This window comes from Paenibacillus sp. FSL R7-0345 (assembly GCF_038595055.1).
Classification (GTDB): Bacteria; Bacillota; Bacilli; order Paenibacillales; family Paenibacillaceae; genus Paenibacillus_AQ.
In genome coordinates this window covers 3,553,761-3,570,866 of the sequence record NZ_CP152002.1, presented here as the reverse complement: position 1 = coordinate 3,570,866, position 17,106 = coordinate 3,553,761, and the positions used below count along the sequence as shown (strand labels likewise).

At 46.5% G+C, this 17,106-nt stretch carries 16 protein-coding genes; 6 read left to right on the top strand and 10 right to left on the bottom strand.

Going from position 1 to position 17,106, the window contains the following annotated elements:
• Nucleotides 1-90 precede the first annotated feature (90 nt).
• Nucleotides 91-1,308, top strand: coding sequence for an FAD-dependent oxidoreductase (locus NST84_RS15150; protein WP_342561024.1), 1,218 nt, complete (start codon nt 91-93; stop codon nt 1,306-1,308).
• An 84-nt stretch (nt 1,309-1,392) separates the two neighbouring features.
• Here NST84_RS15150 and NST84_RS15145 read toward each other — a convergent pair whose 3' ends face one another.
• From NST84_RS15145 to NST84_RS15135, 3 genes are all read right to left on the bottom strand, one after another.
• Entirely contained in the window at nt 1,393-3,573 is a 2,181-nt protein-coding gene (locus NST84_RS15145; RefSeq protein ID WP_342561023.1) for a penicillin-binding transpeptidase domain-containing protein, read from the bottom strand.
• A 256-nt stretch (nt 3,574-3,829) separates the two neighbouring features.
• On the bottom strand, nt 3,830-4,255 hold the full coding sequence (locus NST84_RS15140; RefSeq protein WP_342561022.1) for a hypothetical protein: 426 nt from the start codon (nt 4,253-4,255) through the stop codon (nt 3,830-3,832).
• Nucleotides 4,256-4,410: 155 nt separating this feature from the next.
• On the bottom strand, nt 4,411-5,178 hold the full coding sequence (locus NST84_RS15135; protein ID WP_342561021.1) for an alpha/beta fold hydrolase: 768 nt from the start codon (nt 5,176-5,178) through the stop codon (nt 4,411-4,413).
• Nucleotides 5,179-5,307: 129 nt separating this feature from the next.
• Between NST84_RS15135 and NST84_RS15130 the strand changes: the two genes are divergently transcribed.
• Nucleotides 5,308-5,925 carry a helix-turn-helix domain-containing protein gene (locus tag NST84_RS15130; RefSeq protein ID WP_342561020.1) on the top strand — a complete coding sequence of 206 codons (618 nt, stop codon included), beginning with the start codon at nt 5,308-5,310 and terminating at the stop codon, nt 5,923-5,925.
• A gap of 81 nt (nt 5,926-6,006) precedes the next feature.
• On the opposite strand, the gene NST84_RS15125 is transcribed toward NST84_RS15130, so the two are convergent.
• Entirely contained in the window at nt 6,007-6,924 is a 918-nt protein-coding gene (locus tag NST84_RS15125) for a DsbA family protein (RefSeq protein WP_342566443.1), read from the bottom strand.
• A 137-nt stretch (nt 6,925-7,061) separates the two neighbouring features.
• Between NST84_RS15125 and NST84_RS15120 the strand changes: the two genes are divergently transcribed.
• Nucleotides 7,062-7,406: a helix-turn-helix domain-containing protein gene (locus NST84_RS15120; RefSeq protein WP_342561019.1), complete on the top strand. Its 345-nt coding sequence runs from the start codon at nt 7,062-7,064 to the stop codon at nt 7,404-7,406.
• Nucleotides 7,407-7,417: 11 nt separating this feature from the next.
• Here NST84_RS15120 and NST84_RS15115 read toward each other — a convergent pair whose 3' ends face one another.
• The 6 genes from NST84_RS15115 to NST84_RS15090 all read right to left on the bottom strand — a co-directional run bounded on the left by NST84_RS15115 (nt 7,418) and on the right by NST84_RS15090 (nt 15,089).
• Entirely contained in the window at nt 7,418-8,401 is a 984-nt protein-coding gene (locus tag NST84_RS15115) for an alpha/beta hydrolase (protein WP_342561018.1), read from the bottom strand.
• A gap of 18 nt (nt 8,402-8,419) precedes the next feature.
• Entirely contained in the window at nt 8,420-9,409 is a 990-nt protein-coding gene (locus NST84_RS15110) for an alpha/beta hydrolase (protein ID WP_342561017.1), read from the bottom strand.
• 162 nt (nt 9,410-9,571) lie between these two features.
• Nucleotides 9,572-10,948 (bottom strand): HAMP domain-containing sensor histidine kinase, encoded by a 1,377-nt coding sequence (locus tag NST84_RS15105; RefSeq protein WP_342561016.1) that lies wholly within the window; start codon nt 10,946-10,948, stop codon nt 9,572-9,574.
• A gap of 139 nt (nt 10,949-11,087) precedes the next feature.
• Entirely contained in the window at nt 11,088-12,227 is a 1,140-nt protein-coding gene (locus NST84_RS15100) for an ABC transporter permease (protein ID WP_342561015.1), read from the bottom strand.
• A gap of 209 nt (nt 12,228-12,436) precedes the next feature.
• On the bottom strand, nt 12,437-13,372 hold the full coding sequence (locus NST84_RS15095; RefSeq protein WP_342561014.1) for a methyl-accepting chemotaxis protein: 936 nt from the start codon (nt 13,370-13,372) through the stop codon (nt 12,437-12,439).
• Nucleotides 13,373-13,694: 322 nt separating this feature from the next.
• Nucleotides 13,695-15,089, bottom strand: a complete 1,395-nt coding sequence (locus NST84_RS15090; RefSeq protein WP_342561013.1) for a PLP-dependent aminotransferase family protein — start codon at nt 15,087-15,089, stop codon at nt 13,695-13,697.
• Nucleotides 15,090-15,273: 184 nt separating this feature from the next.
• Here NST84_RS15090 and NST84_RS15085 point away from each other — a divergent pair, with 184 nt between their 5' ends.
• The 3 genes from NST84_RS15085 to NST84_RS15075 are packed head-to-tail and all read left to right on the top strand — an operon-like array spanning nt 15,274 to nt 17,063.
• Nucleotides 15,274-15,753, top strand: a complete 480-nt coding sequence (locus tag NST84_RS15085; protein ID WP_342561012.1) for a VTT domain-containing protein — start codon at nt 15,274-15,276, stop codon at nt 15,751-15,753.
• Nucleotides 15,754-15,811: 58 nt separating this feature from the next.
• Nucleotides 15,812-16,330, top strand: coding sequence for a methyltransferase domain-containing protein (locus NST84_RS15080; RefSeq protein ID WP_342566442.1), 519 nt, complete (start codon nt 15,812-15,814; stop codon nt 16,328-16,330).
• A 52-nt stretch (nt 16,331-16,382) separates the two neighbouring features.
• Nucleotides 16,383-17,063 carry a response regulator transcription factor gene (locus NST84_RS15075; RefSeq protein ID WP_342561011.1) on the top strand — a complete coding sequence of 227 codons (681 nt, stop codon included), beginning with the start codon at nt 16,383-16,385 and terminating at the stop codon, nt 17,061-17,063.
• Nucleotides 17,064-17,106 lie beyond the last annotated feature (43 nt).

Here is a 17,106-nt window from a genome sequence, read left to right as displayed (position 1 = left end):
GAAAGGCTTATGCATCAGGAATGTTTTGCATCGAGTCGCGGTAAAGTGTCCATACTAAGCGTCGAAAAATAATTAAGGGAGAGATATGATATGGATTTGCAAAGCGGTAAATTGTACTGGCCAACAACGATAACGGCTCCCCCTTCTTATCCCAAGCTTGAAGAGGATATATCTTGTGATGTCCTTATAATTGGTGCGGGCAGCTCCGGTGCACAGTGTGCAAATCTCCTGTGTGAGCAAGGCTTGTCCGTTGTTCTAGTTGACAAAAGAAAAGCCGGTGAAGGCAGCACCAGCACGAATACAGCATTAATCCAATATGCCGGAGAAAAGAGCTTTGTATCCCTGAGCCACTCTTTTGGGGAAGAAGCCGCTGCACGCCATCTTAAGCTCTGTGAACAGTCTATCAATGAGATTGAGCGGGTAAGCCGCCGGTTACCCGTAGATCCTGATTTTATAAGACGGGACAGCCTGTATTATGCAAGCTGCAAGGAGGATGTTTCTGATCTGACTGCGGAATATCACCTGTTAAAGAATTACGGGTTCAAGGTGGATCTATGGGATGCCGGGCAAATAACCGGACGATATCCTTTTCAGAAAGAAGCCGCACTTTACTACCACGATGATGCCGAAATGAACCCGCTTAAATTTGTTTACGGATTACTTGAAAAAGTAAAAGCATTGGGCGGACAGATCTATGAAAATACAGAAATAACAGGCAGACGGTTCGAGCAGGATTATGCCGTCTTTTATACAAAAGAGCACCGCGAAATCCGGGCCAGACACGTTATTATCGCAGCCGGTTACGAGGACAGTGACTTTAAAACGGAAAAAAATGCTACACTGGCAAGCTCTTACGCTGTCATTACAAAGTCGGTCGCCGATTTTTCAAGCTGGCATAAAAGAACTTTAATATGGGAAACCGCGCGCCCGTATGTCTATATGCGTACCACTCCTGATAACCGGATTATCATTGGGGGCATGGATAAGGATACATCCTACTCCGGCACAAGAGATTCCAAAATCCTTGCAAGCAAGGACAAGCTGCTTGAGGCGTTTAAAGACCTCTTTCCTGACATTCAGGCTATACCGGAATACTATTTGGGCGCCTTCTACGGAGGAACGCATGACGGAATGCCAATCATCGGCCAATACGAAAGCTACCCGCATTGTTATATTATTATGGCTTACGGAGACAACGGAACCGTATATAACGGTGTTCTGGCCAAAATTGTTACGGACAAAATCCTAACAGGCTCAAGCCCGGACTTGGAGCTTTACCTGCAAACCAGACCACTGGCTGTAACCTGATTTAAAGACAGTCTGTGGAGCCATTATTAGAGGATTGATCCCAGCTGCCGGTTACCTTCCGTAAACCCCGGTATCCGCAGCTTCCTATTGGGCCGCAGATACCGGAAGATCCTCACCATATGTATTAAGCGGGTTAAGCTTGAGCTGTACAAGTCTTTTACCGTGTAGAATGGCTTCTGTCTGGCTGGTAATATACCCTTCGCCTTCAACGGAAACTGCAACCTTCAGCAAAGTGAGCACCTCCAGCGCATCACGGAGCGACTGTCCCCGCAGGTTGGGGATGGATGCCTGGTCGTCCTGCTCGCTTATCAGATAAATCCGCTGTCCCGCAGCAAGCAGAGCTTCCGATTCCGGGTACTGGCGGACTACATCTTTTCCGTACCCGACCACTTCAAAATCAATTCCCTGATCAATCAGCAGCTTCCTGGCCTCCTGCAGCGATTTACCGGTCAGATCGGGTGTAGAGCGCTGCGGGACAGATGAATTCTTGGGAGAAAGCGAGGTATTGCTTTTATCACCCGTTGTCACTTTTGGCACACCCATATAGGGCAATACGGATGATACGATCTCTTTAAACACCGGACCCGCCGCAGCACCGCCGCCAGTAGCATACACAGGCTCATCAATGACTACATAAACCACAATCTTCGGATTATTAGCCGGTGCGTAGCCGAGAAAAGATGAAAGCACCTTGTTACGGTTATACCCGCCCTTACCGTCAGGTTTAATCGCTGTACCGGTTTTGCCCGCTACCCGGTATCCTTCAATATAAGCATGACGCCCGGTCCCGGCGACCTGATCCGCAACGACCTGTTCCAGGTAGCTTCCCGTTTCTCTTGCGCTCTCTTTGGAGATGACCTGACGGACCACTTCCGGCTGGGTAATGGTTGTATTCCCGGTATTCGGGTTCGTCATTTCTTTAACGGCATGCGGTACCATCAGCTTGCCGCCGTTCGCAATAGCTGCCATGGCCGTAAGCTGCTGAATCGGTGTGACCAGCACTTTGCCGTGCCCGTATGCGATCGTCGCGTTCTCCGCAGCATTGTTCGGTGTGGGATTGACGACCCCGCTGATTTCGCCCGGCAGGTCGATGCCTGTAGGATCATTAAAACCAAAGGCATCTACAAAATTAAGCAGCCTGTCCGGACCGAGCATTTCATAGCCAAGCTTAACGAAGGCCACGTTACTTGAACGTTTTACACCTTCCAGGAAAGTAATTCTGCCGTAACCGCTTCTCTTCTGGTCATACAGCGGCTTGCCATACCCTTTGATGCGGATTGAACCGGAGACGAAGGTTGCGTCCGGATCGAACACATTCTCCTCGACCGCTCCGGCAAGCGTTACAATCTTGAAGGTCGAGCCCGGTTCAAATCTCGCCTGGATGGCATGGTTGAAGAATACTCCGGGGTTCGAGGCATAATTCCAGAACTCGTTCGGATTAAAGGTTGGCATATTCGCCATTCCCAATATTTCCATGGTGTTCGGATCTGCAGCAATTACCGTAATGCTTTTGGGCTTATACTCTTCATAGGCCTTCTGCATCGCCTGTTCGATGTAGTACTGGATTGTGCTGTCAATCGTCAGTTTGATATTACTTCCATTTATCACCGGCTGGTATGTATCCTTTGATTCAGGCAGCTTTATGCCCTTGCCGTCGCTCTGGTACAGCAGCTTGCCGTTTACACCTGTAAGCTGCTTGTCAAAATATTTTTCAAGGCCCATCACTGCTTTGCCGTCACGGTCCGTATAACCCAAAATTTGTGCGGCCAGTGTCTGCTGCGGGTAATAGCGCTTCTGCTCCCTAATCAGACCGACGCCAGTCTCCAGTGTGCTATGTTCTTTCTTCAGTGTCTCAATGAACCCGTTCACTTGGTCGCGCAGCTCTTTGTCTATTTTCCAGCCTTCATTACGGATTTCCCGGTTCTTCAGATACTTCCCGTTCTTGTCTTTGGCCTCCACCAGCTTCTTAAGCTCATCCTCAGGCTTGCCGAGCAGTTTATGCAGACCGGTGATCACTTCTTCCCCGATGCCGAGCGCAGCGATCATTTCCGGGTTAACCACTACTGTGTAGGCTGGTACATCGCTGGCGAGCACCTTGCCGTTGCGGTCCTTGATCGAACCGCGCACTGCTTTAATCACAGAAGTATGGGCACGTTGCTTGGCGGCTTCGGCTTGCCAGTAATCCCGCTCCAGCATCTGAATCCAGAACACTCTGGCGAGTAAAATAAGAAAAAAGAGGGTGATACACCCTCCAATAAGCAGCATCCGAAACTTTATTCTCTTCATCATATGCAAACCTCACAAACCTATGTATTTGCGACTTTTGGTAAATCGTATGTTAGTATTCTCACCCTAGTTACCCATTGTACAATGCAGAACTAGGTAAATTCAACCAATAAAATGTATCTATTTACACATTTCCATTCAGAAACGTGAAATCATCTGTAATAAAAAATACCTGCGCAAAAAAAAGAAAAGCCGGTAATCCGCTTCTCTTTTTTTTGCTTTCTTATCTATCAGGCTAAATAACGCCCTCTCCCCCAATAGCAGTCGCTGTGAAAGATATGGGTCCGAATAGACTTAAAGGCAGGTTACTTTCATTTTGGATGACCAGCTCATAGTTTTGGATTCCAATATAAGGACCGTCCACCCATTGTACATTTAATTGGATATCAGTTGTTGTCGTAAAATTGAAAAAGGACCGGTAAATATCGGTTCCGGCGCGCCGGATCAGTACAAAGAATGGACTATTGGCTGGTGCATTAACACTAAAGCTACCATTTAACTCGACTCTGCTGGAGAAAGAAGCAGGATTAGCCGGACTAAGAACGACTTGTGCTGTGGCTAAGCCTGCTCCAGCTCCAGGAATGCCCGCAATCGTTACAGCTGTATTCAGCGGGTCTAACGGAAGTTTTGCCTGCGAGCCATAGCTTATTATTGTCGCCATCTTTGATCACTCCATTTCAAGGGTATACTCTACTTTATTCTGAAGCTGGAATGATAGATTGGACTACAATCTTAAATCTAATTATATTTTTTTCATTACAATGTTAAAAGACTCGAACCACTACCCTTTTCAGGTTTAGTAATTCGAGCCTCTGCTTACTTGTTCAACACGTCTAACCAGTCATCCAGCGCCTGAACGACACTCTGAAGCTGTTCATCTCCGGTAATCTCGGGTGTGTGATCTCCCTTTTGCATACCGTATGATCCGAACTGCCCGTGGTTGCCTCCGTCTATACTGACAAATGTCGTGTCCACCGGCAGGTTGGTTTGGGTCTTCTCCCATTCCTCCCAGTTTAATACGCCATCATCTGTTCCTGTAATTTGCAATGCGGATAGGCCTGTAGCAGCAGCTAAGCTTCCGCCATCATCAGCATAAGCTGCCAAATAGAAAATTCCTTCAAGCTTATCAGGATGCTCTGCTGCATATCGGGAGGCAAAAGCGCCGCCCAGCGAATGGCCGCCAATCACAAAGGCTTCATCCGGATGCTCTGCAATAAATGTATCGGCCTTATTCTTACCAAAGATCGCCAAATTCAGCGGCATCTTGGCAATATATACCCGGTGACCCTGTTCTGCCATTGCTCTTGCTAGAGGAGAGTAGCTTGCCGGATCTACCAGACCCCCAGGATAAAAGATGATATTCGGCTCCACCGCCTCTACCCCTTGCGGCTCAAACCGGTAACCCTGCTTTACCTCGGTAACACTTACCTTACTGTCGCTTTGCATAGCTGCTTCAGCTTGTGCGGACGGGCTGTATGTAGCCGATGCAACATATACATATACTCCGGCTGCCAGGACAACGACGACCACGCTTATCCATATCAGTATCTTCTTCCATCTGCTCATGCGTTTCGCCGTATTCAATAGTTAACCACCTTTACTCCTTACAATTTTAATTACAAATTAAATTATATTTACTGGTAAGTAAAATTACAAGCCGGTTTTGCTAATGTCCGGTGTTTGTCATAATATATTCATGAAGGAGCGTGTGCAATGCCAGAGAAATCAGCAAAACGCCTGCCGGGGAGACCCAAACAGGGGGACACAGACACCACTATTTATCAGACGATTATTTCGGCGGCTTCCGCATTATTTAAAGAATATGGCTATGAATCGGTCTCCTTGCAGCAGATCGGCAACCGGTGCGGCGTGTCCAAGCAGGCCATTTATTATCATTTCGCGAGTAAACCGGAATTATTCAAGGTAGCCATGACAACCATGCTGCAAAATATCCGGACGGTCACTGCTCAATTGCTGGATGCAGCCGATGATCTGGAGCAAGGCCTGGTGCGTATGGCAGAAGCCAGATTGGCAAATCCCCATGCCGAGATTGAGACGATGATGAGAGAAGCCGAGCCTTTTCTTGAAGCGGAGCAAATTCGGGCAATCCGCGAAGCTGAGCAGCATATTCATGAATTGCTGGCAGACCATTTCCGGCTTGGCATGAACCAGAGGCTGCTTCGTGAGGACGACCCGATGTTCCTGGCAGAGACCTTTTCGACCTTAATGCTGATGGGAAACCGCGAAAATGCCTCCCAAAAGTATGAATCCCCGCTCATCCTCGGCCGGAAGCTGGTAGCCCTCTTTCTTCAGGGAACGAAGGCGACTTGATCTACTATTTTGAACGTAAAAAACCGCTTCTAAAGTGAAATTTAGAAGCGGACATAGAGTATAAAGCGGCGCGTACTTGCCTTAATTCAGTTTGTCAACATACAGCTCACCCATAATGGCTTGAACCCGGTAAGAGCCTTCAGGCAATTCCGCTTCGATAAAAGCTTCTACTGCATTAGCTTCAATGTCATACATAATTTCAATCTCTTTAGAGAAAAGCATGCCCTCATCATTTACTAATTGGGATAAGCGGGGTCTCTTTTTAGGCGAAAGCTCGTGCGCGGTTACTTGCTGCAGAGCCTGCACATAGGTATCCAGTGATCTTGCCCCGACAACTTTCACACCTTTATTGGCTCCGTTCACCATAACAATAGTGGGGAATCCCCGGGCACCCAGACGGGAGGACAGCTGAAAGTCTGCTTCCAGCAGATCCTGGGCTGACTCAAGCGCAGCTTGGCTGACCCTTTCTTTTCCGTCTAATCCCATCTGGTCCACGATATTAACCAAAATCTCATCTTCTCCGATGTTCTGATTAAATACAAACACTGCCTCCCGTGCACGCCGCAAAAATTCCGCTTCTCTGCCTGGATGGCTGTTTTGTATAACCTTAAACACTCTGGAAGGCGGGAATGAGGATTGAACCGGGTTGCTATGCCATAGCGATCCGTCTATAGGCATGCGGGAATGCTCCCCCACTTCTCTCCAATGCTCTGCTACATCTGACGGTTTCTGAATTCCGTTGCCCCCGTCGGCAAAGCCTTTCCAGCCCGGCAGCAGTCCCCCCATTACGGTCTCCATATGAAAATACTGTCCATATTCCTGCACAAAACGGCCTAAGACAGGCTCCAAAGCCCAGCAGTGAGAGCAGATTGGATCGGTAACATAGTATAGCTTCACATTCTTCTCAACCTGATTCAGGTCGATTTCCTGCACGGCTTCTTCACCTGGAGCGCCGCAAACTCCGGTTTCCAGATCACACATCATATTGGAGTCATTCATTACCACGATCACGCCTTTCTTTTTTGGGATATGCGCATCATCCTTTGTATAGTATAATTATATTGCTTATAATCCTTATAACAAGTACTATTATATTTAATACTTAGTATACTATATATACTAATGGAGGGTTCAGAATGAAATATGAATTGAATTTAGAGCAGCTCTGTCCGGCTACTTTCGCCTTTCAGGTCATTGGCGGCAAGTGGAATCTCCCGATTCTGGCTTGTTTAAGTGAACAGGAAAGCATCCGCTACAATGAGCTGAAAAGAAGACTGAACGGGATCACCGGCACCACCCTAACGAACTGTTTAAAAGAGCTTATAGATAATGGAATTGTGAACCGCCAGCAATTCAATGAAATCCCTCCGCGTGTAGAATACTCTCTTACCCCATCCGGTAAAGAGCTGGTCCCGCTCATTGAGGCAATCGTAGCCTGGGGAGAAAAGAATATTCACGCGCTGGAAGCAAACCAATCCTGAGCTTGAGGTGCTTAATTCAATTCTCCTGTGAAATCTCTTATCTTTTCAGCGATTTCTTCCGCATGTGAACGATACAAATAATGATCTGCGTCCAGTAAGACGATTTCAGATTGCAGAGAATCCTTTATTTGCTGCTCATGTTCAGGAATCCATTGGTCTGTCACCGGATGATTGGCCTGAAGAAAGAACAGGACAGGTAGACTCGCAGGGAAATTCTGCTGTTCTGCTGCGTCATAGTTGGCATACATGCTCACAGCTTCGTTTAACTGGGTTGAATTGTACATGTTTTTACGCATCAGGATGTTAATCTGTTCTTTTGTTTGTTCATCATAAGGCAGGCCTTCATAAGCGTCAGCAGTCAGCTTCAGCTGGATGCGGGCGAAGCCAAGGTCGCGGAACCATTTTACCGGTTTGGTGTCAGATGAAGTAATCTTCTGTTCTCTTAATGTAGCAACACTGCTGTCCAGCCCGATATAAGCACTCACTTCATTCGGATACTGATTCACATAATCCAGACTGTAAAGTCCTGAAATGGAATGGGCTATCAGGATATAACGGTCAATTCGCAGACTTTGCAGCGCTTCATGAATTTCACTGACGATGTTGGCTGTAGTACGTTCCTTACTGGTCTGGTCGCTTAAACCGTAACCAAAAGGCTCAACCACCACAACCTTATAGTTCGGGCTTAACTCTGAAACAAGCGGCTTGAAATCCAGGCCAGGTGCCGCTGTACCATATCCGGGCAGAAGCACGATGGTCTCTTCACCCTCGCCTTGGATGAACACATTCATCTGTTTACCGTCAACAGGTACAAGCTGGCCGTACGGCTCCGTTCTTTTTTGTTCAGAATAGGAACTGATTTTGTTAACCGTAAACACAGTGGCTATAAAAAGCAGCACGAATATGATGAATGCGGCGATAATTTTTAGGACAATATGCAGCACTTTCTTTGCTGTGAAACGTTGCTTTACTGCTTCCTGCGCTGATTGTATCAAGCCCTTCCGCTCCTCTTGTTATTCAAATGGTTGGATTTTCTTCATATAAGCTTTAAATTCGGCAGCGATTTCCTTGTATTTCGTATGATGCAGGTAATGTGAGCCTTCCATCAGGATCATTAGCCCTTGAGCGGATTGCTTGACTTGTGCCTCATGCAGCGGAACCCACTGCTTGTTTTGCTCGTTGTTCGACTGGACAAAGAGAAGCACCGGGAGCTCCTGGGGATATGTGAGCAATTCTGCATTTTTAAAATTGGATCCGAGGTGTTTGAGCTCGTCCATCAATGTTGCATTGCTCCCGACCTGATTGGTTATGAGGCGCACTTGTTCCTTGGTGTGTTCATCATAGTCAAGCCCTGCGTACGGATCTCCGCTCACCTTTTGGAGCAGTCGCATCAGACCCGATTGCTGGAGGAACTGCATAGATTTCAGCGGGAGCTTCACATCCATGCCCGGCTGATTCGGAACACTGCTGTCAATGCCGGCAAAAGCAAGCACTTCATCCGGGTAGCTGTTCACATAAGTCACGCCGTAAAGTCCGGTGATCGAATGTCCCATAAGAATGTAACGGTCAATACCCAGCTGCTGCACGGCTTCGTGAATTTCGCTGACGATATTCTCCGTGGTTCTTGCCTTCTCCGTCTTGTCGCTAAGCCCATATCCGAAGGGTTCAACCGCTACCACTCTGTAATCCGGAGATAATTCATCAATCAGTAATTTAAAATCAAGCACTGGCGACGGGGTCCCCTGTCCCGGCAGCAGGACGATCGTCTGCTCGCCGCTGCCTTGAATAAACACATTCATCTGCTTGCCATCCACCGCGACATATTGGCCGTAAGGCTCGATCTTCTTTTTCTCGACTCCTTTGCTGATTACATTAACGATAAATACAATACCTGCGAACAGCACCAGCGCTCCGAAAATACCTCCAATTATTTTTAACCATAGTCTCCGTTTCCTGCGGATTCCGGTCCCGTTCTTGATTTCCACGGTATCTGTCACGTTCATCTTCTCCTATTCCTTAATCTGTAGAGCCGCTATGCGGCATATCTAAAGTGTAATCAGGCAATATGTCCACACCATGACGGGAATATGAACGCAGTATGAACAGGCAAAAAAAAGAGGCGTTACATCTATAGATGCACACCCCTGTACCGAACTAAGTTTAGCTTAACGATCATGTTCTGCCGAAGGCTTGATCGGCAGGGTGACGATGATGCTGGTGCCGCTGCCAGGCTCGCTTTCTGCCCGTATATCGCCGGAATGCAGCATTACAATCTGCTTGACAATCGCTAATCCCATGCCGCTACCGCCATTCTGGCGGCTGTGAGAACGGTCAGCCTTAAAAAACCTTTCGAAAATGCGCCGCTGGTCTTCCGGAGATATCCCGATTCCCTTGTCAGTAACCCGGATGCTGACATTTCTGCTATCCTGCCGGATACTGACAGTAACTACAGAACCTTCACCTGAGAATTTGATGCTGTTACCGAGGATATTGGTCCAGACCTGGTTCAGCAGATCATGATCTGCTTCAATCCGTATTGACTTTAATTGGAGCTCAAAGCTGATGCTGCGTGCTGACCATTGCGGCTGAAGCGCTACAATGACCCGCCTGATCTGCTCATCCAGACTGAAGGTGCTGAACTGCAGCTGCTGCGATTGTGACTCAAGCATGCTCAGCTTCAGGAGGCTGTCGCTCATTTTGGACATGCGCTCGGCCTCAGAGATAATAATATTAAGATAACGGTCCCGTTCTTGATCAGGAATGTTCATCTGTTTAAGGGCTTTGGCATATCCGGTAATGGAGGTGAGCGGTGACTGGACTTCGTGAGACACGTTGGATACAAAATCCCGCCGCATCTGTTCAACCTGCTGCAAATCATGCGTCATCTCTTCAAAGCTTTGAGCCAGTGTGCCCAGCTCACCCTTTTGTTTAATGTTAAGCCTGATGTTGAAATTTCCGCCTGCGATATGCCTGGTTGCATCAGTCAGCTTTTTAATCGGATTCACGAGGAACTTGGTGGCAACCAGAATCACCAGACTGCCTGTTACCAGCGTATAGATTGAGAAATTCAGCAGAAATTGTATGGCCAGGGTGTTGGAGGTAGGCGATATAGGTTCTATGAACATAGCTTTTCTCTCCCCATCCATTGTAAAGGGCAGTCCGACAAGCGTAGTGCTGACTACACCGCGGTTCACCTGAACCGTTTCACCATCCAATACCCTGCTCCAATGTTCTTCAGTAACCACAGCCGGTTTAAATCCGTTAAGCTCCCCAAAAGTCTGAAACTGGCCGGTTTCATTAAAAAAGCGGAGGTTATACATTTCGAGCTGGCTCATTTTGCTTACGTAATCGTTTGCTTCATCTAAAGGAAAGGTCCCGTAAATACGTGCGATATCCTGTCCGAAATAAATCATCGGAATTTGCAGATTCTCATTCAGCTTATCCTCAAAAATCCAGGTTGCCAGTAAAAAGGAAATCAGTGTGCCCCCGATTACAGAGGCCAGAAAGATCAAAACGACCCGTATATATAAAGATCTAATCATATTTTAGCGACATCCCTTTCAACCTATGGTATAGGATCATTGTAGATTACAATCCGGCAAATGATCAAATCGGCTGCACAGAAATCACCTTTAAGAGCAACAAAAAAGCCGCATAGCAATTGCCATGCAGCTCTGAAATCTACATTTGTGTTACTGGTGCAGCTGCCTTCTTGAGTAGAGTTACCAGAATGGACAACGACAGGACAATAACGAATATAATAACCAGAACCATGGAAGCTTGCAGAACGCCTGGTCCGCCAAGCTGGACACTTAGAATACCTTTTACTGCATAAGTGGCAGGCAAGTATTGCCCCAGGCCGCTATAGAATCCGTTCAACAACTCGCGCGGAACCATTGCACCCGAAGATACGAGCTGTAAAGAAAGGGCAATAATATTCAGCAGACTTCCGGCTGGTCCCAATAAAATCAGGAAGAATTGTGAGAAGAACATAAACGTACACAGGAATAAGGCCTGGAACATCCAGAAAGCGATAAAGCCTTGTTCAAACTGTCCGCCTAAAGCAACAATCAATGAGGAGCCGACCAGCGATACGACCAGTGCAGATCCGATATTAATAATAAATCTGGCTCCAAACAGCGTAAGACGTGAGTAAAGTCCAGTCAGCATGCCAATTGCACCCTGTACATTCATCCCCATAATCATAGCGCCAACGTATGAAGCCAGTACCATCATCATAGGTACCATCTGGTTATTCATCCCGTTAACCTGGTTGAGCGATATGAGCGAGCTTTCAACACGGGAAGTTATAGTCTCTGTAGTTGCACCTGCCTGATCGGCAGGCATGCCGGAAGCAGTTAATACAGCCTGAATGCCTTGTGCAGACGCCTGACTGTTAAGGGTATTTGTTACACTTTGGGAAACACCTTGCATAATACTTTTAATCGTAACCGGATTAGCTTCATTAAGGGTGTAATTAATCTGTGCAGTGGAACCTGCGGTCTGCAGCAAATCATTAAAACCTGCAGGAATTTCGAGCACCATATGCACTTCATGATGTTCCAACTTATCTATGGCTTCACTGTTATTCAAATCTGCTACTGTTTGAAAAGGAATTGATTGTACCAGAGCATCTACAACTTTTTGAGATTGTTCACCGTCTTCATTAACAATAGCAATCGTGAGCTTGTTTGTGCGGTCATTGACACCTGAATAGGCAGTCATCCAGATCACACTAAAAATAACCTGAAACATCAGCGCAGTCACAATACCGATTATGACCGGCGGTTTCTTAAAGAGCGATTGTAAAGCTTGCTTCATAAAATAAATCCTCCAATATGTATTCATTCTTTTTTTGCAGGTTAATTTAAACGAACATCTTGTAGACCAAACAGTTGTTCTAATCAAACGCCCGTTTAATACTATTTAAAAATTAAATTAATGTCAATTAAAATATAAATTAAGTCCGTGAACATAAAGAGAATCCGCTACAGGAGCGGATTCTCTTTAAATTATTATTAGGCTAGCTTTTATACAATTTCCGTTACATGCCGCGCTTTGGCGTCAAGCAATTGGGCAGAAGCAGATATAGCCGTAAAATCCTTCATCGCGGTCTCAATCTGCTGCTGGCTTTGCTTAAGGTTTAATTCAACCTTCTGCGTCCCATTCGAAATGTTCCGGATCTCTTTGGTGATCCCGTCTACACTTTCCCGGATCTCATTAATAGAATTTGCAACCCGATCAGACAGCTTCCTTACTTCCTTGGCTACTACATCAAACCCGCGCCCGTACTCGCCTGCATGTGCAGCTTCAATCGCAGCATTTAGCGCAAGCAGTTGTGTCTGGGACGCAATCTCCCGGATTGTTCTGACCACCCCCTGGATGGAACTGGCCTTTTCCTGCAAATGACTCAACGTTGCGCTATTATGTGCAGACACTTCAGATATGTATGTAATGCTGGACATCAATTCACGGCTTCGCTCTATACCGACAGTAGAATGTTCATTCAGGGTGTGAGACATGGCTTTTAGCTCATGAACTACTGACGAGATATTGTTTTGCCGGTTCGTAATATTTGTAGCAATCTTTGAAACCCCCAGCACCTTCTGATTAGCCTCATCATAGATAGGCATATAGGTAGCTTCAAGCCAAACAGTGCTTCCGTCTTTAGCCTTGCGTTCAATCTTGTTCTGAAAGCACAAACCATTAAGCATACTGTGCCAAAATAATTCATATTCCCGGCTGTTAACAAATTCGCCGAAGCAAAGCTGCTGATGGTGCATTCCCAGCATTTCTTCCGCCTCATACCCCATCGTGCGGGCAAAAACATCGTTCACATACCTTACCCTCCGGTCCAGACCAAAGCGAATGATGGCAAGATTATTTTCCATCGACCTCAGCACCAGCTCATCGGTAATCATTTCATCTGAAATAAGATCTTTTTTCTCCAAGGCTAATAAAGACATTTAAATTCCCCCGCGATCACTAGTAGTTTTAATAAGTAAATTATGTATGCTATACAATTCCAAGCAATAATAGGTACTTTGTCCTGTTCTAAATCATCTAAGCTATTGAGAACCTTATTATAATGTACCAAATTTTAAGGTTTTTGAAACAGGATATGACTATTGTATTAGGACAATTGTCTTATGATAACATCCGAATACCAAAAACCAGTCAAGTCAGGAAATGCTCCCTAACGGACTGGTTGCTGTTGGTTGTAAGTATTCTGTTCCCGGCTGACTCTGGAGTCAACTGCCGGAATGTGCTTATTCAATTATCCTGTGCTCAGGTATGTACCGCGCTGTCTCTTCCAATATCCAGCTTACTAATCTCCTCCCGGATGATATTCATACCCTCAGCGACCCGCAGGCTTGGCACATTAGATATGTTAAGCCGCAGCATTTTATCCGGTACGGGATAACCTTGCGGATAATACCGCCCGGTGGAATCCGCAAGTATACCGCGTTTCTTGAGCCGTAATAACAGCACGCTCACAGGAATGCGGTCAGGCAACGGCAAGACCGTGTGTTCACCTCCGGTAAGCGGTGCGCGTGCGAACGGAGTAAAGTCAGCAAATGCATCCAATTGGCCGTGTACTCTGCGCATACGTTCAGCGTATCTGCCCCGGATTACCTTACCGTGATGGGCGAACATGCCGCTCCGGATGTAGATTTCAAGTGCAGCCTGCGATAACAGCGAGGTGTCGATGTCCAGCATGCGCTTGTGCGCTCCAAACAACGGTACCAGTGAATGCGGCAATACAGCGACGCCGAGGCGCAGCCCGGGGAAGAGGATTTTGGAATAGCTTTTCAGATAAATGACCCGTCCCTCCGTATCCGCCGACCATAACGGGTCCTGTCTCGAATCGCTTTCCAGATCGGCGAGATAATCATCCTCCACAAGATAAACATCATATTTACAGGCGAGCTGTATCAGCCGCTTCTTGTCATGAGCAGACAGGGAAGTCCCCAGCGGATTATGAAAGCGCGGCATTACATAGAAGAATTTGATATCGTCCTCCCTGAAGCTCCGCTCCAGCCCCTCCCAATCCAGCCCGTCTATTGTTCTGTTCACTCCGGTAAAAGGCACATTAAGCCCCTTCAGCAGCGGAGGCATATTGTGATAGCCGGGGAGCTCGAGCAGGACCTGCTGATTACCGTTCGGAAAATGCATCAGCGCCAGCACAGCAAGCGCCTGCTGTACGCCGGACGTGATAAACAGCTGCTCCTTCTGTGTGAACACCTGATAATCCGCAAACTGTTTCCTCAACAATTCGATCAAAGAAGGCAAGCCACGGTCGGTACCGTAGAGAAACAGCTCGGATTGCTTCTGTTTCATTGCCTGATCCACACAATGCCGGAAATCCGCATATGGAAATACACGCGGATCAGGTGCTGCCGAAGCAAAATCGAGCGGGCCTTCCCACTGCGCTTCCTCCGGCAGTCCTCCGTCAGGCATTGCATAATAGCCGGACTGAGGAACGGAATAGACAAGATGCCGCTGCTCCAGCCATTCATAAGCCCGCAATACCGTGCTGATGCTGCATTGATATTGGTTAGCAAGAACCCGGACTGCCGGAAGCTTGATTCCTTTTCCGTTCCAGCTGTGCTGATTGCGCAGCGCCGCCTGCTCCTGTATCCATTCTTCCAGCGACCGGGCGATGACCTCAAATTTTTTCAAAAAGAAATCCTCCTTGACTGTACCGGTACAATTAATATTTCTCTCGATTGTAACACGATAGTTCAACATAAAAGTAGAACCTTCAGAATTTCTTCAGAATTCTCCCCGTAAATTCTTCAGTTCTTTTCATTAAGATGACTGCATCAGCAAAGAGAAAGGGTGGCAGGTCATCAGCAGCACACTTTTGTCATTAATCGACCAGTACGGTTATTTGTTTTTTTATGTGGCTTTGTCGCTTGGACCCTTTGGTGTGCCCATTCCTAACGAAATCACAGTGGTTACTGGCGCTATTCTGAGCCGCAGTGGTGTTTTAAATATCGGGATGACTTATATATCCATTCTGTCCGGGCTATTGACGGCTATTACCCTGTTTCATTTTGCAGGAAGAATATTCGGACAACGCTTAAAGCATAAGTTCCAGCACAACCGCAATTTTCAAAAAGCTGAAAAAATCTTAAGCCAGCGTGGCGACTGGGCAATGTGTATCGGTATTTTCATACCTGTGGTGAGATACTTTCTCCCCTTCCTGATCGGATTCAACAGAGGATCTATCAGGAAGTTTATGCTTATTTCCTACTCCTGCGCTGTAGTTTGGACATTAACCTTTTTCGCAGCAGGTACGGGTTTCGGTCATCAGCTTTTAACTTTTTTCAACACATTTTAAGGTTCATATATAGGGGGAATACTGATTGAATCAGCATTTGTTGTTCTTGCAGAGGTTTATGAAAAGTCCGAAGAATGTGGGAAGTGTGGCGCCGAGCTCCCGTTTTCTGGCGAAGAAGATGGTTAACCAGGTTGAATGGGATCATATTAAGGCTGTTGCAGAGCTGGGCGCGGGAACAGGTCCGATCACCCGTTACATTCAATCCAATGTGAAACGGGATGCAAATGTCTTTTTATTTGAAATGGATCATGTCATGCGAAGAAAGCTGCGGTTAAATTATCCCGGGTTCTCATGCCACTCTAATGCAACCCGGTTAGTAGATACCATTAATCAAAAAAACGTTATCTATCTGGATTGTATATTCAGCGGACTGCCCTTCTTTAACTTTGAACGTGAACTAAGAGATGCTTTATTAGACCAGATTGTCCATGCGCTCAAGCCGGGCGGGATGTTTATTGCCTTCCAGTACTCTCTTCAAATGAAGAAGCAGCTCTCCGAACATTTTATTATTGAAAATATTCAGCTTGTGCCTTTGAATCTGCCACCTGCGTTTGTGTATGTCTGCCGGAAAAAGTAAACGGTTTGCTGTATAATAAGCACCAACTTCAATAAAGAGAGGGCAACTGCAGATGAATACTATCCTTGTTGTTGATGACGAATCCGAGATCCGGGATATCATACATGTCTATTTACGGAATGAAGGGTACCATGTCGTTGAAGCGTCTGACGGTGAGGAAGCCTTACAAGTTCTCCAAGCTTCTCCTGTTCAGCTGGTCATCCTCGATGTCATGATGCCCCGGATGGACGGCATTAGCGCCTGCCTGAAAATCAGAGAAATCTCTGATACGCCCATTATCATGTTATCTGCAAAAGAAGAAGATATTGATAAGATTACCGGCCTTACCACCGGAGCAGATGACTATATGACCAAACCGTTTAACCCATTAGAATTGCTGGCACGTGTTAAAGCCCAAATGAGGCGGCAAACCTTACTGGGAAAAGCGGAGAATCCTTCCCTTATCCTGATTAAAGATCTTGTGATTGATAAAAGTAAGCATTCAGCAAAGATAAAAGAACAAGATATTGTGCTGACACCTCTGGAGTTTGGGATTCTGGTGCTGCTGGCCAGCTATCCTGGACAGGTATTCAGTTCAGAGCATATTTATGAAAAAGTCTGGAAAGAACCCTTCGGTTTCTCTGATAACACCGTGATGGTCCATATCCGCAACCTGCGGGAGAAATTAGAAGATAATCCCCGGAGTCCTCAGTATATTAAAACGGTTTGGGGAGTTGGCTATAAAATTGATTAGATCAACAAATCAATCCAAGAGAAAGCAAAAGATTCAGGGTAAT

What these genes read in the sequence shown, in the direction of transcription:
- NST84_RS15095 (WP_342561014.1), bottom strand. Translation starts at nt 13,372, where the DNA reads ATGTCTTTATTAGCCTTGGAGAAAAAAGATCTTATTTCAGATGAAATG.
- NST84_RS15140 (WP_342561022.1), bottom strand. Translation starts at nt 4,255, where the DNA reads ATGGCGACAATAATAAGCTATGGCTCGCAGGCAAAACTTCCGTTAGAC.
- NST84_RS15150 (WP_342561024.1), top strand. Translation starts at nt 91, where the DNA reads ATGGATTTGCAAAGCGGTAAATTGTACTGGCCAACAACGATAACGGCT.
- NST84_RS15105 (WP_342561016.1), bottom strand. Translation starts at nt 10,948, where the DNA reads ATGATTAGATCTTTATATATACGGGTCGTTTTGATCTTTCTGGCCTCT.
- NST84_RS15110 (WP_342561017.1), bottom strand. Translation starts at nt 9,409, where the DNA reads ATGAACGTGACAGATACCGTGGAAATCAAGAACGGGACCGGAATCCGC.
- NST84_RS15075 (WP_342561011.1), top strand. Translation starts at nt 16,383, where the DNA reads ATGAATACTATCCTTGTTGTTGATGACGAATCCGAGATCCGGGATATC.
- NST84_RS15120 (WP_342561019.1), top strand. Translation starts at nt 7,062, where the DNA reads ATGAAATATGAATTGAATTTAGAGCAGCTCTGTCCGGCTACTTTCGCC.
- NST84_RS15130 (WP_342561020.1), top strand. Translation starts at nt 5,308, where the DNA reads ATGCCAGAGAAATCAGCAAAACGCCTGCCGGGGAGACCCAAACAGGGG.
- NST84_RS15080 (WP_342566442.1), top strand. Translation starts at nt 15,812, where the DNA reads ATGAAAAGTCCGAAGAATGTGGGAAGTGTGGCGCCGAGCTCCCGTTTT.
- NST84_RS15145 (WP_342561023.1), bottom strand. Translation starts at nt 3,573, where the DNA reads ATGCTGCTTATTGGAGGGTGTATCACCCTCTTTTTTCTTATTTTACTC.
- NST84_RS15100 (WP_342561015.1), bottom strand. Translation starts at nt 12,227, where the DNA reads ATGAAGCAAGCTTTACAATCGCTCTTTAAGAAACCGCCGGTCATAATC.
- NST84_RS15125 (WP_342566443.1), bottom strand. Translation starts at nt 6,924, where the DNA reads ATGAATGACTCCAATATGATGTGTGATCTGGAAACCGGAGTTTGCGGC.